The sequence below is a fragment of the Pedobacter sp. MR22-3 genome, from assembly GCF_026240075.1.
Lineage (GTDB): Bacteria > Bacteroidota > Bacteroidia > Sphingobacteriales > Sphingobacteriaceae > Pedobacter.
The window spans coordinates 709,090-734,124 of record NZ_JAPIVF010000002.1; the positions used below are offsets into that span (position 1 = coordinate 709,090).

Annotated in this window: 19 protein-coding genes; 14 read left to right on the plus strand and 5 right to left on the minus strand. The window is 39.3% G+C overall.

Annotated features, from left to right (window positions below):
* The first annotated feature begins 54 nt into the window (after positions 1–54).
* The 3 genes from OQ267_RS06720 to OQ267_RS06730 all read left to right on the plus strand — a co-directional run bounded on the left by OQ267_RS06720 (position 55) and on the right by OQ267_RS06730 (position 3,890).
* Entirely contained in the window at positions 55–633 is a 579-nt protein-coding gene (locus OQ267_RS06720) for an OmpH family outer membrane protein (protein WP_088303249.1), read from the plus strand.
* 219 nt (positions 634–852) lie between these two features.
* Positions 853–1,671 carry a glutamate racemase gene (gene murI / locus OQ267_RS06725; RefSeq protein ID WP_265835314.1) on the plus strand — a complete coding sequence of 273 codons (819 nt, stop codon included), beginning with the start codon at positions 853–855 and terminating at the stop codon, positions 1,669–1,671.
* Positions 1,672–1,988: 317 nt separating this feature from the next.
* Positions 1,989–3,890, plus strand: coding sequence for a class II glutamine amidotransferase (locus tag OQ267_RS06730; protein ID WP_088303247.1), 1,902 nt, complete (start codon positions 1,989–1,991; stop codon positions 3,888–3,890).
* Positions 3,891–4,117: 227 nt separating this feature from the next.
* Here OQ267_RS06730 and OQ267_RS06735 read toward each other — a convergent pair whose 3' ends face one another.
* Positions 4,118–4,744, minus strand: coding sequence for a LysE family translocator (locus OQ267_RS06735; RefSeq protein WP_088303246.1), 627 nt, complete (start codon positions 4,742–4,744; stop codon positions 4,118–4,120).
* Between the two features lie 150 nt (positions 4,745–4,894).
* On the opposite strand from OQ267_RS06735, the gene OQ267_RS06740 reads away from it, so the two are divergent.
* The 5 genes from OQ267_RS06740 to OQ267_RS06760 all read left to right on the plus strand — a co-directional run bounded on the left by OQ267_RS06740 (position 4,895) and on the right by OQ267_RS06760 (position 11,221).
* Positions 4,895–6,502 carry an MFS transporter gene (locus tag OQ267_RS06740; protein WP_265835315.1) on the plus strand — a complete coding sequence of 536 codons (1,608 nt, stop codon included), beginning with the start codon at positions 4,895–4,897 and terminating at the stop codon, positions 6,500–6,502.
* A 60-nt stretch (positions 6,503–6,562) separates the two neighbouring features.
* The gene (locus OQ267_RS06745) at positions 6,563–7,021 is read left to right on the plus strand and encodes a deoxycytidylate deaminase (protein WP_088303244.1); all 459 of its coding nucleotides are present in this window, start codon (positions 6,563–6,565) and stop codon (positions 7,019–7,021) included.
* A 178-nt stretch (positions 7,022–7,199) separates the two neighbouring features.
* Positions 7,200–8,729 carry a glutamine-hydrolyzing GMP synthase gene (guaA, locus tag OQ267_RS06750; RefSeq protein ID WP_265835316.1) on the plus strand — a complete coding sequence of 510 codons (1,530 nt, stop codon included), beginning with the start codon at positions 7,200–7,202 and terminating at the stop codon, positions 8,727–8,729.
* Between the two features lie 105 nt (positions 8,730–8,834).
* Positions 8,835–10,046 (plus strand): ABC transporter substrate-binding protein, encoded by a 1,212-nt coding sequence (locus OQ267_RS06755; RefSeq protein WP_265835317.1) that lies wholly within the window; start codon positions 8,835–8,837, stop codon positions 10,044–10,046.
* Positions 10,047–10,060: 14 nt separating this feature from the next.
* On the plus strand, positions 10,061–11,221 hold the full coding sequence (locus OQ267_RS06760; protein ID WP_265835318.1) for an RsmB/NOP family class I SAM-dependent RNA methyltransferase: 1,161 nt from the start codon (positions 10,061–10,063) through the stop codon (positions 11,219–11,221).
* 375 nt (positions 11,222–11,596) lie between these two features.
* Here the strand turns inward: OQ267_RS06760 and OQ267_RS06765 are convergent, their stop codons facing one another.
* From OQ267_RS06765 to OQ267_RS06780, 4 genes are all read right to left on the minus strand, one after another.
* A complete protein-coding gene (locus OQ267_RS06765; RefSeq protein ID WP_029287908.1) occupies positions 11,597–12,163 on the minus strand; it encodes a MarC family protein in 567 nt (188 codons plus the stop codon).
* A gap of 75 nt (positions 12,164–12,238) precedes the next feature.
* Entirely contained in the window at positions 12,239–13,564 is a 1,326-nt protein-coding gene (locus OQ267_RS06770; RefSeq protein WP_265835319.1) for a porin, read from the minus strand.
* Positions 13,565–13,669: 105 nt separating this feature from the next.
* Positions 13,670–15,127 (minus strand): amino acid permease, encoded by a 1,458-nt coding sequence (locus tag OQ267_RS06775; RefSeq protein WP_088303239.1) that lies wholly within the window; start codon positions 15,125–15,127, stop codon positions 13,670–13,672.
* A 132-nt stretch (positions 15,128–15,259) separates the two neighbouring features.
* Positions 15,260–17,506, minus strand: coding sequence for a sodium-translocating pyrophosphatase (locus OQ267_RS06780; RefSeq protein ID WP_265835320.1), 2,247 nt, complete (start codon positions 17,504–17,506; stop codon positions 15,260–15,262).
* 299 nt (positions 17,507–17,805) lie between these two features.
* On the opposite strand from OQ267_RS06780, the gene OQ267_RS06785 reads away from it, so the two are divergent.
* From OQ267_RS06785 to OQ267_RS06810, 6 genes are all read left to right on the plus strand, one after another.
* Positions 17,806–19,248, plus strand: coding sequence for an APC family permease (locus tag OQ267_RS06785; protein WP_265835321.1), 1,443 nt, complete (start codon positions 17,806–17,808; stop codon positions 19,246–19,248).
* Between the two features lie 657 nt (positions 19,249–19,905).
* Positions 19,906–20,487 carry a hypothetical protein gene (locus tag OQ267_RS06790; protein WP_265835322.1) on the plus strand — a complete coding sequence of 194 codons (582 nt, stop codon included), beginning with the start codon at positions 19,906–19,908 and terminating at the stop codon, positions 20,485–20,487.
* Positions 20,488–20,493: 6 nt separating this feature from the next.
* Positions 20,494–21,210, plus strand: a complete 717-nt coding sequence (locus OQ267_RS06795) for a hypothetical protein (protein WP_265819657.1) — start codon at positions 20,494–20,496, stop codon at positions 21,208–21,210.
* A 29-nt stretch (positions 21,211–21,239) separates the two neighbouring features.
* Positions 21,240–23,045, plus strand: coding sequence for a type VI secretion system Vgr family protein (locus tag OQ267_RS06800; protein WP_265835323.1), 1,806 nt, complete (start codon positions 21,240–21,242; stop codon positions 23,043–23,045).
* Between the two features lie 2 nt (positions 23,046–23,047).
* Positions 23,048–23,992 (plus strand): hypothetical protein, encoded by a 945-nt coding sequence (locus OQ267_RS06805; protein ID WP_265819655.1) that lies wholly within the window; start codon positions 23,048–23,050, stop codon positions 23,990–23,992.
* A 47-nt stretch (positions 23,993–24,039) separates the two neighbouring features.
* Positions 24,040–25,035, plus strand: a complete 996-nt coding sequence (locus tag OQ267_RS06810) for a hypothetical protein (protein ID WP_265835325.1) — start codon at positions 24,040–24,042, stop codon at positions 25,033–25,035.

Sequence of the window (25,035 nt, forward strand, 5' to 3'; positions counted from 1 at the left end):
GCCCCTTGAATTCTGAGAAACAATTAGAAAAAATAAAAAAAGTAAAATAGAAAGATGAGAAAGTTAATTAACGTATTCTTTGTAGCAGCAGGATTAGTGTTTACAGTGAATATGGCAAGTGCGCAACAAAAATTAGGTCACATTAATTCAGAAGAGGTTTTTGCAAACCTTCCCGAAGCTAAAGCGGCTCAAACTACTTTAGAAACATTAGGCAAACAAAAACAAACTGATATTGATGCGATGATCAAAGAATATCAGACAAAAATGACCAGTGCCCAGAGCTTAGAAAAAACCTTAAGTGAGGCAAATAAAGAAGCCGTAGGTAAGCAATTACAAACGATGGGACAGGAATTACAGGATTTAGAAAAACGCATTACTGATGCACGTACAAAAGCGTCACAGGATATCGGTGCTAAACAAGGTGAATTGTTCCAGCCTATCCAGGCTAAAGTTGCAACAGCCATTTCTGCTGTAGCTAAAGAAAAAGGTTTAGCTTATGTTTTTGACATTGCAAATGGTCAGGGTGGTAATAACCTTGTTTTCTGGGAAGGTGGTGATGATATCACTGCTTCAGTTAAAACTAAGTTAGGTATTTCAGCTACTGCTACTAAAGCACCTGCGCCTAAAAAATAGTACTGAGTAAAGCATTAGGAACTGAGTGTTTCCTTCATGATTTAAAAAATACAAGCGGAATTAAGTTTAACTTAGTTCCGCTTTTTTGTACTGAAGCATTTTAATGTTGCAAAGTTAAAAGACTAAGGAGATGCTATTCAGGCGGTGCTAAACCTTCTCAGCGTTTTAACCAATTTTCAGTTAACTTTACAACATTTTAATATTTAACTTTCCGAAGCAATGCAAACATCACCCATAGGTATTTTCGATTCTGGTTATGGCGGATTAACCGTATTCAGATCTATAGCAGATCAGTTGCCGGAATATAATTACATCTATCTGGGTGATAATGCCCGCTCTCCTTATGGAGACCATTCTTTTGATACCATTTACAAATATACCTTAGAATGTGTGGAATGGCTTTTTGCCCGGGGCTGCCAACTGGTGATTCTGGCTTGTAATACCGCTTCTGCGAAAGCACTCAGGACGATACAACAGAAAGACTTGCCGGCAAAGTATCCGGATAGAAGGGTTTTAGGGGTAATCAGGCCGACAGCAGAAGTAATTGACCAATTCACGCAGCACAAACAGGTAGGCGTAATGGGAACCCGCGGAACGGTTAACTCGCAATCCTATCTGTTGGAAATTAATAAGTTCTTTCCCGATATTAAAGTGTTTCAGCAAAGCTGCCCGATGTGGGTGCCATTAATTGAAAACAATGAGCATTTGCAAACAGGTGCTGATTTTTTTGTCCAGGAATATTGCCGGCTGCTAATGGCACAATCTGCCGGTATTGATTGTGTTTTACTGGCTTGCACACACTATCCTTTGTTGTTGCCAAAACTGAAAAATACATTGCCGGAAACCATAAACATTTTAACGCAAGGAGAAATTGTTGCTAATAGTTTAGTTGATTATTTGGAAAGACATCCGGAGATTGAGGCAAAACTAGCAAGAGCCGGAAAGAAATCTTTTTACACCAGCGGAGATCCTTCAGCCTTTGATGAACATGCTTCGGTTTTCTTTGGAGAAGCGTTGAAATCAGAGAAAATGGCGTAAGCGTTAACTTGGTTAAAGGGGTAGGTGTGTTGGATCAGGAGGTTCATGCAGCTAAAAATGAAACTACCGCATCTTTTTCAGCATTGCTTAACATAAGCCTTTTAACAATTTATCATTTACCTGTTCTGGCTTAACGCATTACACAGGCTTCGCCATATTGTACATGTTCATTATATCATCCATATCTTAGAATTGATATAAAAATACTTAAATGGTGCGGTCTGTAATCCGAATTAACTTCTTACTGACAAAAGAAATACTTTTTATTTAGGTTGTGATTGTTTAAAAGGATAACTTTGCGCCTTCAAACCCACACAATGAGTGATCAGATAAAACACGAATGCGGAATCGCTTTTATTCGCCTGTTAAAACCACTTTCTTACTACCAGCAAAAGTACGGTACAGCACTTTACGGCCTTAACAAATTATACCTTTTAATGGAAAAACAGCATAACCGGGGCCAGGATGGCGCGGGTATCGCTACCATTAAGCTGGATATGAAACCGGGTAGCAGGTACATCAGCCGATACCGGAGCATGGCTTCGAATGCAGTAGCGGATATCTTCGAATATGTCCAGAACAAATTTGTCGATATTCAGGAAAATACGCCTGAATTAATGCAGGATACAGAATGGCTCAAAGACAACGTAAGCTTTATCGGTGAAGTGTTAATGGGCCATTTGCGTTATGGTACGCATGGTAAAAATAGCATCGAAAATTGCCACCCTTTCTTAAGGCAAAACAACTGGATGACCCGTAACCTGGTCATTGCCGGTAACTTCAACATGACCAATGTTGATGAATTGTTAGAGCAATTATACGAGTTAGGACAACATCCTAAAGAAAAAGCAGATACGGTTACCGTGTTAGAAAAAATCGGACACTTTTTAGATGATGAAAACCAGGAACTTTTTGATCAGTACAAAAAAGAAGGGCACGATAACGTAGCCATTACACACAAAATTTCCGACCACCTAGACATTGCGAATATTCTTCGCCGCTCGGCTAAAACCTGGGATGGTGGTTATTCCATCTGTGGAATGGTGGGTAACGGCGATTCGTTTATTATGCGTGATCCGGCCGGAATTCGTCCCGCCTACTATTATTATGATGATGAAATCGTGGTTGCAGCGTCAGAAAGACCAGCTTTACAAACCGCATTTAATATTCAGTTTAAAGATGTGAAGGAGATCGATCCGGGGCATGCGTTAATCATCAAGAAAAATGGCGAGGTAAGCATGCAGCAATTCAGGGAACCTACTGAAAGACTTTCATGTTCTTTTGAACGGATTTATTTTTCTAAAGGAAGTGATGTAGAGATTTACCGCGAACGTAAGCAATTAGGTCGTTTACTAAGTGATAAAATCCTTCAGGCTGTTAATTACGATTTAAAAAATACGGTGTTTTCATTTATTCCGAATACTGCGGAAGTGGCTTTCTTTGGAATGGTTGATGGTGTGCAGCAATATGTTCGCAGGCATCAAAAGGATATCCTTTTACATCAGAAACAAGAATTATCAGACGAAGAGCTGGAGGCTTTATTGTCGCTGGCCCCAAGGGTAGAGAAGCTTGCCGTAAAAGATGTTAAGCTCAGAACATTCATTACGCAAGATGCTGATCGAAGCGAGATGGTTGCACACGTTTATGATACCACCTATGGTATTATCAATAATCATCAGGATACTTTGGTGGCATTAGATGATTCTATCGTGCGTGGTACTACACTGAAACAGAGTATCATCAAAATTGTAGACCGCTTACATCCGAAAAAAATCATCATTGTTTCTTCGGCACCGCAAATTCGTTACCCGGATTGTTACGGTATTGATATGAGCAGGATGGGACAATTCGTAGCTTTTGATGCGGCGATCCAGTTGCTTACTGAACGTGGTATGTGGCAGGTGATTGAGGATGTTTATGCCAAATGCAAAGCATCGTTATTGTTGCCAAAAGAGGAAATTGTAAATCACGTAAAAGAGATTTACAAACCATTTACACCAGAGGAAATTTCAGCTAAAATCGCACAGATCATTACGCCTAAAGGTACTGTTGCAGAAGTGGAGGTAATTTATCAGAGCCTGGAGAACCTTCATGAAGCTTGTCCAAAAAATAAAGGTGATTGGTATTTCTCCGGTAATTACCCAACACCTGGTGGAAATAAAGTTGTAAATAAAGCCTTCATCAACTGGAAAGAAGGAAATAATCAAAGGGCTTACTAAGCGAAGATTAAAATATAATATTGGATGGCTCATATGAAAATATGGGCCTTTTTTGTGAATACATTGGGGTTGTATGGTTGAACTTGCCTAATAGAGGAGTGTTCTTGCTGAGCAGATATGGAGAAGCAATCTTTTACACCAGGTAAGCCTTGCTGAGTATATGGCTTTAGCTAATAAAAATTCGCTTCGCAAGGACAATTCTTCGAGCCCTTATAGTAAGATTAATACTAAGCGTAAAACTGGATATAAGTTTTATATATCAGCCAGAAGGCAAAGAATATGATAATTACACCTGCAATTTTATTCAGCGTTTTTAAGGCGTCTTCCTTAATTTTATAACGAAGTTTACTGGAATAAAAACTTTTGGTTGCATCGATGCTGAGCTGGGTAGCCATGGCAATAAAAAAACAAAACAGTTTCTCGTTCAGCATATTATTGAGTTTAACCGAGATGATGCCACTTACGATGATCCAGAACATGAGTGTAGAAGGCGTAAGGATGCACATCAAAAATCCCTTTAATACATAACTTCTTTTACTGACTTTCTGAAGTGCTGAACTGTCGTAATGAACCTTGATTTTAGAAACCAGGTAATAAATCCCTACGGCGAGTAAAAATACGCCGCCTATGGCACCTACATATTTATCAAAGTCTGCTTTATAGTCAAAAAACTGGCTGCCAAAAAGAACGATCGCAATTAATATAACGTCACTAATTATTACCCCAACAGCTAGAGAAAAACCTGCCATAAAGCCTCTTTCTATACTGGTTTTAATCATTGCAAAAAATACCGGACCTGTTAGAAACGATGATATAATCCCTGCCCCAATACCTAATAATATGGCTTCAAACATGTATTGTATTGTTTATAATATGCGAATATGCAATTTTATACCTAAACATGTAACATTTATTTTTGTTAGGTCTGCCGCACAAAAATTAATGGATTTTATTTTTTTTTAGCTAAGTTTAGCCCCACTAAAACTAAAACAATTTAAATCGAAATGTCAAAAGAAACAACAAAAAATTATGGTACAGCATTATACACAATTATCACTGTATTCTTTTTTTGGGGCTTTGTTGCCGCGTCAAACGGTATCTTCATTCCCTTTTGTAAAACTCATTTTAAATTAACGCAATTTGAATCTCAACTTATTGATTTCACCTTCTATGGTGGCTATTTTATTGGCTCATTAATCTTGTATTTTGCATCTCAAGCCACAAAAGTTGATATCCTCAACAAAATTGGTTACAAAAAAGGAATTATTGCCGGCCTAATTATTTCTGCAGGAGGGGCATTCTTAATGATACCTGCCGTACATTCCGGTTCTTTTTTATTCATCTTATTTTCCTTCTTTGTGATTGCACTGGGTTTTTCCTTACAGCAAACAGCAGCAAACCCATTTGTGGTGGCTTTAGGTGAGCCTGAAAGTGGTGCACACCGTTTAAACCTGGCAGGAGGGATCAATAACTTCGGTGGTTTAATGGGACCTGTTATTGTTAGTGTGGTACTTTTTGGTACAGCGAACGATGCCGTAGCAAAAGCCGTTGAAATTTCATCAATTAACAACTTATATTATATCCTGGGTGGATTGTTTCTGGCAGTAGCCATATTTTTTGCTATTTCTAAACTTCCTGATGTAACCAGTACAGAAAAGATTGAAGCCAGCAGTAAACCTACTGGTCCGTTGGTAGTGATGATTGTTGGTTTCCTGATGGTGGCTGCAGCAAGTCCACTGGCTAAACTGACAGGCATCAATGCTTCTATCTTTGTATACTCTTCACTGGTTATTATTCTGGGTGCTTTATTATTCGGTTATTTCACTAAAAAAGATAATGCTGCAAGCTGGGGTGCGATGCAATATCCGCAACTGGTATTGGGTATGCTGGCCATCTTTATGTATGTAGGTACTGAGGTAACTATCCAAAGTAATCTGGGTGCCTTGCTTAAACTACCGGATTTTGGAGGATTGGATGATGCCGATATTAAACCCTACATTTCCTTGTATTGGGGCAGTATGATGATTGGAAGATGGGCTGGTGCTGTAGGTGCATTTAATTTAAGTAAAACAACCAAAAAGATTTTAACTGTCATTGTTCCATTTGTGGCATTTGCCATTATTTTAGGGGTTAACCATGCAACAGGTACAGATGTAGGTAACTTGTATGTTTATGCCGTATGTGTTGCCATTATGGTTGCTGCGGTATTTATTGGCCAGGAAAAACCTGCTAAAACACTGGCCATTTTCGGTACACTTGGTGCCGTAGCAATGATTATCGGATTATTAACCACTGGTCATGTGGCTATTTTTGCTTTTGTAAGTGGCGGTTTATGTTGCTCCATCATGTGGCCATCCATATTCTCACTGGCCATTACAGGTTTGGGTAAATATACCTCTCAGGGTTCATCATTTTTAATTATGATGATTCTGGGTGGATCAATTATTCCTCCGATTCAGGGAGAACTGGCAGATAGTGCCGGAATCCATCATTCATACATCATTCCGGTAATTGGTTTCGCCTACCTGATTTTCTTTGCATGGAAAGTAAGCGGTGAACTTAAAAAACAAGGTATTGACGTTGAAAATATTACAGCCGAAGGCGGACATTAATTTTAATAAAGTATTTTTGCAGCCACAGGGATAAATTTCCTGTGGCTTTTTAATTTTTACATGACTGATAAACCAAGCTTCGACACCATATTCATGAACCTGGCTACCGATCTGGCTGCCCGTTCGCATTGCGTTCGTGCACATGTAGGTGCGGTTTTAACCAAAGATACCCGGATCATTTCCATAGGCTACAACGGGCCACCTGCCGGAACGCACAATTGTGATGAGGAATGGCCGGAACATGGTTGTGCAAGAGACAGCAAAGGCAGTTGCTCGCTGGCTTTGCATGCCGAAGAAAATGCCATTCTTTATGCCTCAAAAAACGGATCTAAAATAGAGGGGTGTACTTTGTATACCACCTTATCTCCCTGTATCGCCTGCGCCAGGTTAATCTTATCATCGGGAATTAAATTGGTTTATTATTCCAAATCTTATGCCGCTTATAAAGGTTTACCCAGTGATGAAGGGGTAGATTTTCTCCGGAAGTTCGGGGTAGAAGTGAAATTAATGGAATCCTAAGTTTCATTGATTTGATGCGCTTTAGTTTATAGCTTGAATTTGTCCCGTCGATGCCCAAACGACATACGATTGTTGTCAAAAGCCCAAACGCTGTGTACTCTGCTTAAAGCCTAAACTTTCATGCTAAAAATCTCACCTCACCCGTCTGAAATCTCATATCTAATTGGTAGCTTTGCAGATGCTAGAAAAAATCATTATCGTCGATTTTGGTTCGCAGTTTACACAGCTCATCGCCCGGAGAGTTCGCGAACTAAATATTTACTGTGAAATATATCCATTCAATAATCTTCCTGAAATTACTGAAGATGTAAAAGGTGTTATCTTTTCGGGTAGCCCGTTTTCCGTTCGCCAGGATGATGCACCGCAGATTGACTTTGCTAAATACCATAATAAATATCCTGTATTGGCTGTTTGCTATGGAGCCCAGTACATCGCCCAGTATTCCGGCGGAGATGTTCAGCCTTCATCCAGCCGTGAATACGGCCGCGCGAACCTGAATTTTGTCAATCAGGAAAACAAACTTTTCAAAGGCATTAATATTGGCTCTCAGGTTTGGATGAGCCACGGCGATACCATCACCAGCATTCCTGATAACTTTGAATTAATTGCCAGTACGGATAGTGTTAAAGTTGCTGCTTACCATATTAAAGATTCAGATACTTACGCCATTCAGTTTCACCCGGAAGTAACACATAGTATTGATGGAAAGGTGCTTTTGGAAAACTTCCTTGTCGATATCTGCGGATGTAGTCAGGATTGGACTTCAGCAGCCTTTGTAGATACCACTATTGCGGACATCAAAGCGACTGTAGGCAATGATAAAGTTGTTTTAGCGTTATCGGGTGGGGTAGACAGTAGTGTTGCTGCAGTTTTATTACACCAGGCTATCGGAACAAACCTGCATTGCATCTTTGTGGATAATGGTTTATTGCGTAAAAATGAATATGAAAGTGTTTTAGAACAATATAAAGATTTTGGTTTAAACATTAAAGGTGTTGATGCCAAGGATAAGTTTCTGAGCCAGCTGGCCGGTGTGGAAGATCCGGAGCAAAAGCGTAAAATTATCGGCCGTGTATTTATTGAAGTTTTTGATGAAGAATCGCACCAGATTCAGGATGTAAAATGGTTGGCACAGGGAACCATTTATCCGGATATTATTGAGTCTGTTTCAGTGAAAGGACCATCTGCTACCATTAAATCGCACCATAATGTGGGCGGTTTGCCTGATTTTATGAAGCTTAAAATTGTGGAGCCGCTTAAAACTTTATTTAAAGATGAAGTAAGAAGAGTGGGGTCAACTTTAGGTCTTGAATCCTTTATTTTGGGTCGCCATCCTTTCCCGGGTCCGGGTTTAGGCATCCGGATTATTGGTGAAGTAACCGCAGAAAGAGTAGCTATTTTACAGGAAGCAGATAAAATTTATATCGATAACCTGAAAGAAGCTGGCCTTTATGATCAGGTTTGGCAGGCAGGTGCAATTTTTCTGCCGGTGAGATCTGTTGGTGTAATGGGTGATGAACGCACTTATGAAAATGTAATTGCGCTAAGAGCTGTTGAATCTCTTGATGGAATGACTGCAGACTGGTGCCATTTGCCATATCCTGTACTCGCCAAAATATCAAATGAAATTATCAATAAGGTGAAAGGGATTAACCGCGTGGTTTACGATATCAGCTCCAAACCACCGGCAACAATTGAGTGGGAATAATATTGATTCATAGTCTTGAGTCCTATGTCAGGAGTCAATTTAAAGAATATAGGATTATGCTGGCGGTTTAAACATTTGCCAGCATATTTTGTTTAAAATACACATATGAATTTAAAGAGGAATTATTGGTTTTTGATGCTGCTGGCGATGATTTTTGTGGCCTGTTCACCAAAAGTCAGAACGACAAAAAAAGATACTGCTAAACCAAAAGAAAAGGAGAAGCAAGAAGAGAAAAAGCCTGCTAAAAAGTTTACGCAGGCAAATGTTTCTCTTTTAGTTCCATTTAAATTAGATGAACTCAATTTAAAAACAGCCACCAAAGCAGATATTGAAAAGTTCGCCATGCCCATCGATTTTTATCAGGGCTTTAAGCTTGGGTTGGATTCTGCAGCAGCATCCGGACTAAACTTTAAACTGAATGTTTTTGATACACAGGATGATAATGCTCATATCTCCATGCTGTATAAAAACGAACGGTTTAATCAAAGTAATTTAATTATCGGTCCGGTTTTTCCTGATGGTTTAAAACATATTTCTGCTTACTCAAAAGAAAATGATGCTACCATTGTATCTCCACTGGCTGCAACCAATCCGGCAGAGTTTAATAACCCTAATCTCGTGTCTATTGTGAACAATATTGAGTTACATGGACAGCGAATTGCCACCTATATTGTCAAAAATTTTAATCCGTCCAATACAATTGTGGTTATCATCAATCCTAAAAAAACAGATGATCAGGCATTTGCTGCGCCGGTAAGGGATTATTTAAAAACCAATGGTAAGTTTGTGGTTCAGGAATATGCATCGGTTTTTACATTTGAAACCAAGATGCAAAAAGGCAAGCATTATGCTGTAGTGGTTACCTCATCTGATCGTGCTTTCGTTCAGCCAACAATTGATAAACTTTATAAGCTTAAAAATCTGGCTTCAGGTGGTTATGTAATTAACTTATTCGGACATCCGAATTGGGTAAAACAAAACTATACAACGGATAAAATTCAGGCATTAAATACCATTATCAGTTCTTCTTATAAAATTGATTATAAAAATACAGCAGTTATTGGTTTTATCAAAAAATACCGTTACCGCTATGGCTTTGAACCCGGAGAGTATGCTTTTAAAGGTTTTGATGTAGGGTATTACTTTGGTAAATTATTGAGTAATCATGGAGAAGATTACCGCGAATACCTGACAAAAGATAAGTATAAAGGGCTTCACAATACATTTTCATTTATCCATGACGAAAAACTGGGTTACATCAATACCAGTTTAATGCTGCTGAAATACAAAAATTTCGCTTTAGAAATTGTAGACTAAATTTTCCCTCTTTTATGAAAGCCAATCATCAGTTAAGGGCCTTTGAGCAGATTTTAAACAGTTACGATGGAAGTTTGCCCTTACACCGTTTTTTACCTGGATATTTTAAGCAGCATAAGCAAATGGGCTCCTCTGACCGGAGATGGGCAACGCGGCATGTTTATAGTTTTTTCAGGCTGGGTAATGCTTTAAAAACACTGAATAACGAAGAGCGTTTATGTATTGCAGATTTTCTTTGTCAGGGAACTTTAAGTCCCGTTGTTGCTCAAAAATTCCCGGAATGGATTAACCACATTTTGCATCCACTATCCGAAAAGATAGATTTTATCAAAACGACATATCCTGATTTTAACCTGGAGGATGTTTATCCACTTCATTCGCATTTATCGGAAGCCGTAAATAAACAGGAGTTTCTGACTTCGTTTTTCAAGCAGCCGGATCTTTTTATTCGTGTTCATGCCAATGATCAGGCAGAAGTGATGAGCAGGCTTAGTGCGCAGGAAATACCGGTAAAGGCCATTGGTGAAACAGCCCTGGCAATGCCAAACGGAACAAAGCTGGAAAGCATTTTGCAGGAGGGAAGTTACCAGGTTCAGGATCTTTCTTCACAACATACGGGCACTTATTTTAAGCCAGATAAGTGGGATAAATGGTGGGATTGCTGTGCCGCATCTGGTGGGAAAACGTTGCTTTTGCATAGCATTGAGCCAGTTGTAGAGTTATTAGTAACCGACTTGCGCGACAGCATTTTACAAAATCTTGATGAGCGGTTTCGTCTCGCAGGAATAAAAAAGTACCATAAAAAAGAGTTAGATCTTTTGAAAAATAATGATCAGGTACTGCATCATTATCAGTTTGATGGAATCATCCTGGATGCGCCCTGTACCGGTTCAGGAACCTGGGGCAGAACCCCTGAAATGCTTACGTTTTTCGAAGAAAGAAAAATTAACCAGTTTGCAGCCATCCAGAAGGGGATTGTACAGAATGTGATCAAATATTTAAAACCCGGAAAACCACTCATTTACATCACCTGTTCGGCATTTGCAGAAGAAAATGAGGATGTGGTCAAATATATGCTGGAAAACCTGCCACTCGAACTGGAAAAGATGGAACTGATTGACGGTTATGAGAATTATGCAGATACGATGTTTGTTGCCAGGTTAATGAAGAAATGATCTCAGCAAGAATAGATTGCTTCGTCGTGCCTCCTCGCCATGACGGAGCGTGTGTTGTATTATTAACTCCTGAAGTGTAGTGAAAGGAACAAATCAGCTTAGCTCAAAATATTTTTATAGTAGCTAGATATTTTCGAGCCATTTCTTCATATTTCTTTTTAGGTATTTCACTGCCTCCATCAAAATTGCAATGGCACCGATAATAACAGTATATTCTTCAAAGCTTTTCATTTTTGGTTAGCTTGATATTAAGATCAATATAACCAGTTTTTGTTACAACACTAGCAGATTTACAAGGTTTTAAATGGCTAAGTGCAGACGAAACTTCGTCCGTCCGACATAAGAAGGTAACTATCACTGAGATTACAAGAAGTGCTAAAGGCCTGTATTGTTGCGAAATAACTTAATGGCGATGGCCAGTAAAATCACGCCAAATGCCTTACGCAGAATATTCAGACCGGTTTTACCAAATAACCTTTCCAGTCGCTCCGTATTTTTCAATACAAAATAAACAAAAAGCATGTTCAGGATTATCCCTACCAAGATATTCTGGGTCTGGTATTCCGTTTTTAATGAAAGCAGTGTTGTCATGGTGCCGGCACCTGCAATTAATGGAAAGGCCAGTGGTACAATAGAGACGGTTTCAGGTGCTTCTTCTTTAAAGATCGTAAGCCCGAGAACCATTTCCATGGCAATACAAAAAATAACGATGGAGCCTGCAATGGCGAAGGATTCTACATCCAGGCCAATGACTTTGAGCAATGACTCACCCAGAAAAAGAAATAAAATCATTAATCCGGTAGCTACAATGGATGCCTTTTCTGATTCAATATGACCAGCCTTTTTTCGCAACTGAATGACAACCGGAATAGAACCTAAAATATCGATAATGGCAAAAATAACCATCGTGGTCGTGAGGATCTGATTTAAATCGAATTTCATAAAATCAAGTTTCATATCGCGCAATTTTGATCAAAGGTAGCGCAATTTGTGCTAAACTTCATTTACAAAAAATTCTTAAAAATAGAATTGTGTTCTTAAAGTGAATACATTATCCTTTCTATCATCGGTATAGCCTGATAAGGCTGTAGATTCATTTTTAATGACGTCATAATAAAGCACTGCTTTAAAATGTGGATTAAAATGATGTAAAAAACCAAATCCAAAAGTATCAAAACGAACATCTGCAGCTGATAATCCCCTTACTGCTGAAATATCCATGCCTTTCACTTTTGAGTTGGGGTCGTACCAATCGTATTTTAATATAATCTGGTTGTCTGTACTGTTTAATGTTTGAACAAACGTAAAATATGCCCCATTAAAAGTCCGGGTGTAATAGGGCAGAGGTTCAGCCTTATCATCTACCGGATACGAACCTGGTGTGGTTGAGGTAGTAGACGTTCCGGTTTGGAGTCCGGATATGACCTCAGCACGCAATTCTGATTTCCAGCTTTTGGTTGCAGTAGCCAGCTGAATATCTGCACCGTAGTAGCGGCGTGGTGCAACAGCATTTAAAGTACTGGCAGAAGAATCTTTTGTCATTTGCCATAAATGACCATTGTGTTCCATTTTATAACTCACGGGTAGGCGATGGTTTAATCCTCCCTGTAAGGTACTTATTCCGCCCGCTATAGAGAAACGCATTTTCTTAAACGTGTATGGCTTATGGCTTAACCTGGCAATCACATCCTTGCTGTTGTCAAATTCAGCCGGACCAGCCAATCCCTGCCCGTTGTATACCCCAAGATCCAATACCACATTTTTAAGTCTGGCATTTTTCCATCGGGGATTGAATGTAAATGTTGCGCCCAAATCCCGTTCGGTTTTCATTAAAATTTGCGACATGCGTCCGCGTTCAGGCGCTTCTCTGCCTGCAGAAGAAAGTTGTAATTCATTTCCGAATGGCCTGCCGGATAAACCTAATGTGACATGAATTAATTTCCATTTGTTTTCATAATAACGGCCCCAGAAATCTCTGACATTCACACCCTGTTCTGTTCCGTCGAACTGCAATACAAAATAAGTAGAAGGATTGTTGTTATCATCCAATAACATGTAATCAGCACGTAACCGGCCCCGTCTTAACCGAAAGCGATTGTTGGTGTATTCGCCGAAATTGCCGCCCTGATATTCCGCCTGTGTGCCATTTGATTGCGCCACCTGAAACTGAGGCTGTAAATAACCACTAAAGGAAAGTGAACCGTATTTTTTTGAAATGATTAATAAATGGTTAACCGTTGTGGAATCCATTATATCGTTAATGGTACGTTGCGCATAAGTTTGTAAGGAAAGCAATAACAAAAGCACAAGAATGGCAAAATACTTGTTTTGATGTGGTACCATTTATAATATCTCTGATTTTTGTGCAAAGGTAGTTTATTAACAATTATTTAACACAAAAAAATCCCCGACTTTTAACCGGGGATTTAAAACATATTTTTTTATTGATTATAAGCCAGGTTTTGGCGGATCAACAGGTTGAACTACTTTTCCTTTATTCCGTAGGACAGAATTATTCTTTCCATAGAAGAAATAAATGGCCGTACCTAAAGCCATCCAGATGGCTAACCTGATCCAGGCCTCAATCGGTAATGACGACATTAAATAAACGCAAACAATTACACCCATAATTGGCACGAAAGGAACCAATGGTGTTCTGAAAGGTCTGGGTCTGTCAGGATCAGTTTTACGCAATAATAAAACACCGATACAAACCAGTGAAAATGCAAATAATGTACCTATTGATACCATGTGACCTAAATCTGTTACCGGAACAAATCCGGCGAAAATGCTCACGAACACCATGAAAAATAAGTTTGTTTTAAAAGGCGTTCTGAATTTTGAGTGGATGTTGCTGAAGAACTTAGGTAGTAATCCATCTTTAGACATGGTATAAAACACCCTTGATTGTCCCATTAACATCACCAGTATAACAGAAGTATAACCTGCCAGGATGGCAATGATTAAACCCATTTGTAACCAGCTATATCCGGTTACTTTAAATGCTGTTGCAGCCGGAGAGGCATCACCCTTAAATACACTATAAGGTACTAAACCAGTCATAACGTGTGCAAACAGAACGTATAATATGGTACATACGACTAATGAACCCAGGATACCGATTGGCATACCTTTCTGCGGGTTTTTGGCTTCCTGTGCAGCTGTAGAAACCGCATCGAAACCGATAAAAGCAAAGAATACCAATGCAGCACCTGCTGCGATACCAGAAATACCAAATTCACCTTTAACACCCGTGTTTTCAGGAATATATGGCGTATGGTTTGCCGGATTAATGAATTTCCATCCCAATGCAATAAATACGATTACCACAGTAACCTTAACGATGACCAGGATATTGTTCAGGCTTGCAGATTCTTTGGTACCGCGAATCAACATCAGGGAAAGTAAAGAAACAATTACGACTGCAGGGAAATTAATTCCTCCGCCATCCACTTCAGCAAATGACTTGGTTAAATAAAGCGGCATTTCAAGGCCAAATTCATGAAGTAACTTATTGAAATATCCTGACCAAGAAACACCCACCGTAGCAGCGCCCAATGCATATTCCAGTACTAAATCCCATCCAATTACCCAGGCCATAAACTCGCCCATAGTGGCATAAGAATAAGTATATGCACTACCTGCTACCGGAATCATTGATGCAAATTCTGCATAGCATAATCCGGCAAATGCGCAGCCTACTGCGGCCAATACAAATGATAAGGTTACTGCAGGGCCAGCGTGATCTGCTGCTGCGATACCTGTTAAAGAAAATAAACCTGCCCCAATAATAGCGCCGATACCTAAAGCGACAAGACTCGTACTGCTTAGTGTACGTTTGAGTGTGCCTTCGCCACTTTCAGCAGATTCTGCTATAAGTACATCAATAGGCTTTTTTAGATTCATAAGTTGTTTAGTCTTTTATGTTTTGTTGATTTTTATGATAATAAGCGGTAAACCTAAATAAAAATTACCAAAAATTAAAAGGGATTGTGTTAAAATCCCCTTCCTTAATATTTTATATCTATGTTTTTACAACTAATTGCGTAAAGTATCGGAAACATTTGTTAAGGTGTCTGTAATTGTGTTGCCCAGACGGTCTGCTTTCTGCTGAATTTTCATTTCGCTGTGAATTTCTGTCCGATGTTCTGCCGCAACAGCTTTTACGGCAATATATGGCGCAATAACCAGTGAAACAATAGACATTAATTTAATTAAAATGTTCATTGAAGGACCGGAAGTATCTTTAAACGGATCACCTACGGTATCACCAGTTACGGAAGCTTTATGCGGCTCTGATTTTTTATAAAACATTTCCCCGTTAATCATCACCCCCTGTTCGAAAGATTTTTTAGCATTATCCCAGGCACCGCCGGCATTGCTTTGGAAAATACCCATCAACACACCGGTAACGGTTACGCCGGCCAGTAATCCACCTAAAACCTCTGGTCCAAATGTAAAACCGACAATGATAGGGGTAATCAAAGCAATGGCACCAGGCATCATCATTTCCCGGATGGAAGCTTTGGTAGAGATGGCCACGCATTTATCATATTCTGGCTTTGCTTTGTATTCCATAATTCCAGGAATCTCGCGGAACTGTCGCCGTACTTCCTGAACCATGTCCATAGCCGCCTTACCCACTGCCTGAATACAAAGTGCCGAAAAAATAAACGGAATCATGCCACCTACAAATAACCCGGCCAGAACGGGTGCTTTATAAATATCGATCGCCGTAATTCCAGCAATGCCAACAAAAGCGGCAAATAAGGCCAAAGATGTTAATGCGGCCGATGCAATGGCAAAACCTTTACCTGTTGCGGCAGTGGTATTGCCTACTGCATCAAGATTATCTGTACGTTCACGTACTTCTGGCGGAAGCTGGCTCATTTCTGCTATTCCGCCGGCATTATCTGCAATCGGGCCAAATGCATCAATGGCCAGTTGCATGGCTGTGGTGGCCATCATACCCGCCGCCGCAATGGCAACGCCATATAATCCGGCAAAATGATAGGAAGCCATAATTCCACCCGCCAAAACCAAAATCGGAATGACAGTGGATTTCATCCCGACCGATAAACCGGCGATAATATTCGTGGCATGCCCGGTTGATGATTGTTGAATAATTGAATTAACCGGACCTTTCCCCATGGCCGTAAAATATTCTGTCACCACACTCATAATGGTTCCCACTACAAGGCCAACAATAATGGCATAAAAAACATTCATGCTGGTAAATGAATATCCACGAAGGCTTAAGGTTTCAGGAAGCATCCATTTTACAATAAAGAAGGAGGCTACAGCGGTAATGATAATGGACGACCAGTTGCCAAGGTTTAACGCAGTTTGAACGTTCGATTTTTCATCTTTAATGGTCACAAACCAGGTTCCGATGATGGAAAATATAATGCCCAGGCCACAAATAACCATGGGAAGCAAAATAGGAGACATGCCGCCAAACTGATCTGTAACGGTTATTTCCTGTCCCAGAACCATTGTAGCCAGAATGGTAGCCACATATGATCCGAATAAATCGGCACCCATACCTGCCACATCACCCACATTATCACCTACATTATCAGCGATGGTAGCAGGGTTTCTTACATCATCTTCCGGGATTCCGGCTTCGACTTTTCCTACCAAATCTGCACCAACATCTGCTGCTTTAGTATAAATTCCACCGCCAACACGGGCAAAAAGGGCAATAGATTCAGCGCCCAGAGAAAAGCCGGTTAGTACTTCAATGGCGGTTCTCATTTCTACGCTATTGGCATTGGTGACGTGAAACAACTGCATGAAGACGATAAATAAACCGCCTAAACCCAGAACAGCCAATCCGGCTACACCCAATCCCATCACCGTTCCACCGGTAAAGGAAACTTTTAGTGCCTGCTTTAAACTTGTTCTTGCGGCCTGGGTAGTCCTCACATTAGCCTTCGTTGCCGATTTCATTCCTATGTATCCGGCAGTTGCCGAAAATACCGCACCTATGATAAAAGAAAGTGAGATGATCCAGCTGGAATGCATCGGAACACCATTAATTTCAGTAATGGTTCCGGAATAGGCCAGTAATGCCGCTGTAAAAACAGCAAAGATGCTCAGCACCCGCCATTCTGCTTTAAGAAATGCCATTGCGCCATCCGCAATATAGCCGGCCAGTTCCTGCATGTTTTTGTCGCCTGCATCCTGTTTGTTTACCCAGGCACTTTTCATCATCATTACAATTATTCCGATCAGGCCCAATGCAGGAATACAGTAAATTAAATTGTCTTGTAAAAAAATCATAGTTAAATATTTGGTTATTGGTTCATAGCGATCAGTTCTTTGCCATTACGCTCATACATAACAGCACGCTGATTTTAGAGATTTGGTTATTAATCAGCAATATAATATTTTATTTTCTTCAGATGAAATTATTAATGGACTGAATCTTAAGGTGCATTCATAAATAAAATTTCATAATTGAGGACCCGTTAACCAAGCCGGAATTTTATACGACTAAAATAATACAGGCCAACAGGTTCGTTTCTCTATTATTATAAATAAATTAGCCACAAACTAACTAAAACCAAACAACTAAGAAAATGGAAAAAGGACATGAAGCAGAATCTTCTAAAAGAAAATTAGGCCTTTTTGATGCGGCAATGCTGGTAATGGGCTCAATGATCGGAAGCGGTATTTTTATTGTCAGCGCTGACATCATGAGGGATTTAGGTTCAGGTTACTGGCTCATTGTTGTTTGGGTAATCACTGCAGTAATGACAATAGCTGCAGCAATTTCTTATGGAGAACTATCTGCCCTGTTTCCTAAAGCAGGTGGTCAATACACTTATTTAAAAGAGATTTTTGGCAAAATGATGGGCTTTCTTTACGGCTGGGGGCTCTTTACGGTGATTCAAACTGGTACCATTGCTGCCGTTGCGGTAGCTTTTGGTAAATTTACGGCCTATTTAATACCGGCATTAAATGATGCTGCCCCGATTTTTCAGAGCGGAAGTTATAAAATTACCTGGATACAGTTGCTGGCTATTGCAGTTATTCTGCTGCTAACCTATATCAATACAAAGGGTGTAGAAAGCGGTAAGGTGCTGCAAAATATTTTCACGGGATCTAAAATTATCGCTTTAATTGGCTTAATTATATTGGGCTTCTTCCTGGTAAAAAATAGTTTTTGGGCAGAACATATGAAATATGGCTGGAGTGCTTTTAATAACTTTAAGACTGATTTGAGTGGAAATTTCTTAAAAACCGGATGGGAATCCATCTCCGGCATGACCATAATGGGTGGAATTGCTGCTGCAATGGTGGGTTCGGTATTTTCTAGTGTAGCCTGGGAAAATGTAACTTTTGTTTCGGGAGAGATTGAAAACCCTAAAAAAAATGTGGTTCGATCGATGGTTTTAGGCACATCAGCGGTGATGATATTGTATTTGTTGGTCAATTTTGTTTACCTCAATACTCTAGATAGAGATAGTATTGCTTTTGCACCGAACGACAGAGTTGCCGTAGTAGCTTCTGCGCAAATATTTGGCAACGGAGCAGGTACCATAATAATGGCTGTTTTGGTGATGATTTCTACTTTTGGCTGCGTAAACGGACTCGTAATGGCGGGTGCAAGGGTTTTTCAAACCATGGCACAGGATGGGATGTTCTTTAAAGCGGCTATTAAAAATAATAAAAATGGCGTTCCTGAAAGATCACTTTGGATGCAGGGCATTTGGGCATCTTTATTATGTTTAAGTGGTCAGTATGGCAATCTTTTAGATATGATTTCTTTTGTAATTGTATTGTTTTATATGATTACGGTATTTGGTGTGATCTATTTAAGGTTTAAAAAGCCTGATTTGGAAAGGCCCTACAAAACCTGGTTTTACCCTGTTACACCAGTTATCTATCTGCTAATAGGTGCAGCATTTTGCATATTGTTGCTCATTTATAAACAACAATACACCTGGCCTGGCCTCATCATTGTGTTGTTGGGAGTGCCTGTTTACTTTTTCATCAACAGGAATGAAGCTAAATTATAACAACTGCTAAAATTTATAAAAGTATTCCAGGTGATCGGAGCATTTATGTCTTTACCTGAAAACTTATAAGCACCCCATCATAGGTAGCATGACTAGTGCTACCTATGATGATATTAATCTCGCTGCACAATCAAACTTATTTTGATGTATGTTTTTTGAACATTTTATCTGCATTACTGTAGGTATTTACATTCAAATAGTGTAATTTTTTAATATATCAATCTGGCTAATCATTTCTCCTTAATAGCCTTTAAGGCTTTTTATACTTCATTTTAGTGTTTGTATATAATTATCATACTCATTAACAGTTTATCAAATTTAAATTGGCCTGATATTTGGATTTACATTAAGCTGGTAGCTCTCAGCTGCTTTAACCAAATTTATTAACGCTAAATTTAAATATTATGGCTTTCCAAGCTATTTTGAGTTTCTCTGATACGTTGTATATTCTGATCCGTTGGAACAATACGTTTACATTAAGTTTTCCTTTAAAACCTCATAGGAAGTCTCTTCCGGCAATTAGGTATTTATAATTTGGTTTGGGGGGCAACTATGCTATCAAAATGATTATGGTTTCTATATTTTATCAGCCATGATTTTCTAATTAACCAACTATCCATTTAACTTATTAAACCATCTAACCATAACTAATCCTCAATGAAAAGCTTATCTTTTAATTCTAAAATAGGGCACACCATTATTTTCACTTTCATCATAAGTTGTTTTCTCGGTTGTAGTGGAAATCAAGATCATCATCAAAAAGAAGAAAGTAAACTTCAACTTGTAGATAATCATAAAACGGGAATTGCTGATCTATTTCTTAATTATATTGATTCATTGGTTAAACTTCCATTAGCCCAATTTGATGAACCAAATATTCAAGCATTAAATAAAAAATTTTCAGGAAAACTCAAACTTGAGATTTATCATGATGAAAAGCACGATTCGGAAAAAAGCATCGTGGTGCAATACTATAAAAACGGGGAGAAAAGAAATATGATAAAGGCAGGTGTAATATGTCTTATACCTAAGCCGATTTCAGATTCTTTACGCATTGCCGATTTTGCTAGCTACTTCGGAAGTATTAAAGAAGAAAAAACTGAAATTGGGATAACGGCACAACCTCTCCCAGTAAAGATTAAAGTATCAGATAGTACAACCATTAAACTAACTTTTAATAACCATGAGAAACTAGATCAGGCCCATGTAATTATGGTAGAGATTTTAAAATATAACTAACTATAGATGAATACGCTTTTAAAGATAAAGGAATTTGATGCACATGGAGGCCCTGAAAACGTAAAGATGGGTGGCGATGGACATGCGCAAACATCTACAACTGTTGGTAGGTTTGTGATTAAAAGTATCGAGAAACATGTTAGCTATGGTAAATATGCTGCATGGTCTGGTATAGCCTGGGGTACTGAAGTTAAAATCACTGGAGATATTGTAATGGTTAAGTACAACGGAGTATGGAAAAAATTAACTGATGTGAACGCACAATGGGGGCAATATAAAAATGATCAGAAAGGCGTTGCAAATGCCGTACTCAAATATCAACGTGAGCTCTATCCAAATTCTCCCATCCCTACTAAATGGCTTTTTAATGATTTCGGACACGTATCTGTTAAATACTTCAAGGATGTTAACCTTGATCGTAAAATGAATGGTAAGGAATATGTTATGGGCGATTTCATTCATACCACACCTATAGATGAAGCCTCAACAGCAAGGAGAAAAATATTTCAGTTGGGAGAATCACATGGCTGTATTCATGTTAAACCAAATGATATAGATACCATGATCGGTAATGGTTACCTGAAGAAAGGGAATACGGTAGAGGTTCATCCTTATACAAAAAAAGCAATAGATTCTTCGCTTAATAGAAATACCGCAGGCTTACCCTTTGAAGTGCATTTTTATCCGGGCTTGTTTAAAATTGCCATCTATAAATCAATATAAATTAATCTGCTCAACCACCTATAAATATTATGGAAAACAAACTTATCGTAGAAATTAATATAGAAGATACGCCAATAGCCCACTTTGCCTCCTTTAACCTGGTACAGGCTTTTAATCAGCACCATTATTTTGAGCTGCATTTTAACCACGACCAACTGGGCACGCCGGGATTAATCAATTTAGACGACAGCCGGGATTTCGTAGGGAAAACCTTAACAGCATCCTTTGGTCACTCACCAGAACGCCAGCAGCATTTTTCAGGCCTGGTGACCAAAGTAGAACTTTCGCAAAGCCATGGTTACCATGGGGTGCTAATTGTAAGTGGCTATAGTCCCACTATATTAATAGACAGGGGCCAGGATTTGGGATCTTATCTGGATAAGGATTTAAACGACATTGTAAAACTGGCCACAAAAGATACCCCGGTTAACGATTTAAAAATTGTAGCAAATGCCAGCCGCCAGTCGAGTATAGATTACCTGATTCAATATAAAGAAAGCGACTGGGAATTTATGAACCGCTTATCTGGCGAATACCATGAATGGTTGTATTATGATGGCTTGCAGCTGAATTTCGGAAAGCCGGATGAGCAAAAAGATGTATCCTTATTTTATGGTCGTGATGTGCATAGCCTGCAATATGCCATGGAAGTAGCCCCCATTAAAAACAAACGTTTTGCCTATAACCCGAAGCAGGATGAAATGCTGCACAGCGAAAGTAGCGGCAAGGCGGATGGCCATCCGGATCTGGCTCATGCCATCAAAGCTTCGAACAACATGTTCAGCAAAACCTTTAACCAGCCCTCGCTGATCAGGGTAGATAATGGAAACGACATTAAAAGCCACGTAGAAAATGAAGAAAAAGCGCACATCAGCGAGTTGTTAAAAGTAAATGGCAGTGGCGATAATGCCGAACTGGGTATTGGTACCATTGCCGAAATTACGATGAGCATCAGGCAGGAAATTGCTTTTGCTACAGAAAGCCTGGGTAAGTTTTTAATTACCAGTGTTAACCATACGCTGGATGGAACCGGAAAATACAGCAATACCTTTGAAGGTTTAGTATCAACCACAGAGCGCCTATTGGTTAAAAATTATGATAAGCCCAGTCCGGATATGCAACTGGCGGATGTGCTGGATAATGACGATCCGCAGGGGCAGGGCCGGATTAAAGTGCGGTTTAAATGGGAATGCCAAACCAACGACCCTACTGAATGGTTAAGGGTGGTGAGCCCAAATGCCGGAAGCGGCGATACCGGTAAAAATCGGGGCTTCCACGTAATTCCGGAAAAAGGAGACCAGGTGGTGATTGCCTTTGAGGAAGGGAATGTGGCCCGGCCGGTGGTGATTGGCAGTGTATACCATGGGAAGAGTGGCGATAGTAAGGGATTTAAAAATAGTAACACTAAAGGATTAACCTCCAGGAAGGGAAGTGCGTTAACTTTTGATGATTTAAACCATGCCCTGAACCTGGGTACAAACGCAGCCAACTATGTAAAGGTAGAAAATGGACCGGGACAGATTACGGCAGAATCTGCTGAAACAATTGTGATCAGAACAGGCGATAGCAGTATTACCTTAAAAAAAGATGGAACGATTGATATTGTCGGAAAAATTATTAATATTCAGGGTACCGATGCGATTAATGCCAATGCGGGTAAAATGCCGGGTACAGCGGTGAATATGGGTACAGTTGGGACAACTGCGGTAAACGTTGGTAGTAAAACTTATAATTTAGAATCGCAGGGAACGATTGTCGTTTGTTCGGATGCGACTATTTCTCAAACTTCAGCAGGTGTACAAACAATAACAGGTAGTCAAGTAGATATTAATTAATTATGAGTAGTAGATTTAAATTTTTTGATGACGGCAATGAAACCGTCAATTCTGATATTACAAAAGAAAACTTGGTTGATAATAAACCAGAGGCAGTAGAAGAACTAAGCTTGAAAGGTAATGCAAGATACAGGGTTGAACAACTTACCATAACTAAAATGGATGGAGTGATACAAAGCCATGCAGAGACAAAAAGAGAATTTTTTGTAACTAAATCAGCTGGCAAAACAAATTTGGTAGTTGATGTAAAAATGGAAGAAAACATCGTCAATATTTATCCAGATAGCTTGCAGGAAACGATTAACCTGCTTATTGAACTCGATGTTGTTAAAAGTACAGCCATGGTAGCGGTAAATCAAACCAATGGAGATATTGATAGAATAATTAACCACAGTGAGATTATTGAAAAATGGAAAAAATACAGGGCTGAACTTGAAAAGAGATTTGCCGGAGTGCAAAGCCCAGAAGCAAAGTTAAATGTGTTAAAATTTTTGACTGTAGCCGAAAATACCATCGTGATTGAAAAAAATCTGATAGATGATTTAAAAACTAAGATGTTTTATGATTTGTTTTTTGATGAATACCTGGTCAATGACAGGTTAAATCTTGAAGAGCATAAAAGACCTTTTTATTCGCAACTTTTCGAAGGTCAAAGTTCCACTTTAAATTTTACCAAAAACATCATTGCCGAAAACGAAAGTCAGGTTCAATACAATAATACAGGGCGATTGCAAAAAGAAGATGCAAAGAAGTTTGAGCAGCTTTATGATTTAAAATATAAACCGCTCGTCAAATATAAATTCTCTGGTTATGATGCTAGCATTGTAGAAACAGTTTTATTGGATAAAAAAGATAAATGGATTTTACAGGCTGATTTAAGTATTGCCGAAGAAGTGAAGAATAATGTTGAGTTAAGTGTTGATTATAAACTTAGGAAAATAGAGTAATGGCAGAATCGTACATCCCGCAGGGAACAAATGTTATATGCACATATATGATGTCCAGTAGTCCGCAAACAGCGCAATCTACCCGGCCATATAAAACCTTGTATAAAAGTAAAAATGTTCCATTGTTAACAATTGTCGATAATAAAATATCCGGCAGTCTTTCATGTAAAAGCCCTGCTAAATTTTGGGGTGGTTTAGCTGCATTAGCAGTGGGTATTGCAATAGGTGCCGCTTGCGTGTTATCAGGTGGTCTTTTGGTTGCGGTTATAATCGCAGCGAGCGTTGTGGCTGTGAGTTCAGGTGTGATGATGGGAATAAAAATTGCCCACGACTGTGATTCTACTTTGGATGTATTTTGGCAAAAACCGCATACCACTGTTCGAATTCAGAGTAAATTAGCAATATTGAATCGATCATATTTAAACTGTCCGAAAGGTGGAGTTTTAAATCTGATAATAGATCCGGTTATTGCTAAAGAGGCCGCGAAACAGATTAGCAGCAACAATAGAAAAGAAGTAGCCATTCAAGCAGGCTCTCAATTGGTAATGGGGGTAATCAGTGGATTAACTATGTCGGGTATCGGTGTGCTTGGTGCCGTTACAACGGCAGTGCTAACCCCATTGGGATATTGGTCTGGAGAGGATAAATTAATTGCTAAATCAATCATGAGTGACGATGTGGCGGATACACCTTTTGTTGGAGGAACGGTTGAGGCAACAGCCAGTACAGTTGCCGGCACTGCTGCCCCAGGGGCATTAATAATGGGAACAGGTTATGTAGCCTATGGAGCCGGCGTATTAGTTAAAAGTCCTGGTACGCAGTTGTTAGGTGGAGTAGCAACGGCTATCGGTAAAAGCAGGATAATGAGCGATTTCAAACCATCGAGTATGAAAAATGGTTTAATAGGTGCTGCTGCTAACCTTGTCATTGGCGAAACTACAGATATGTTGGAAAAATCTTATGAAGATACGACAACCTTAGCTTCAAGAGAACTAAATAAATTGGATGGAAAAAATAACATTTCAATTATATCTAATAAATAA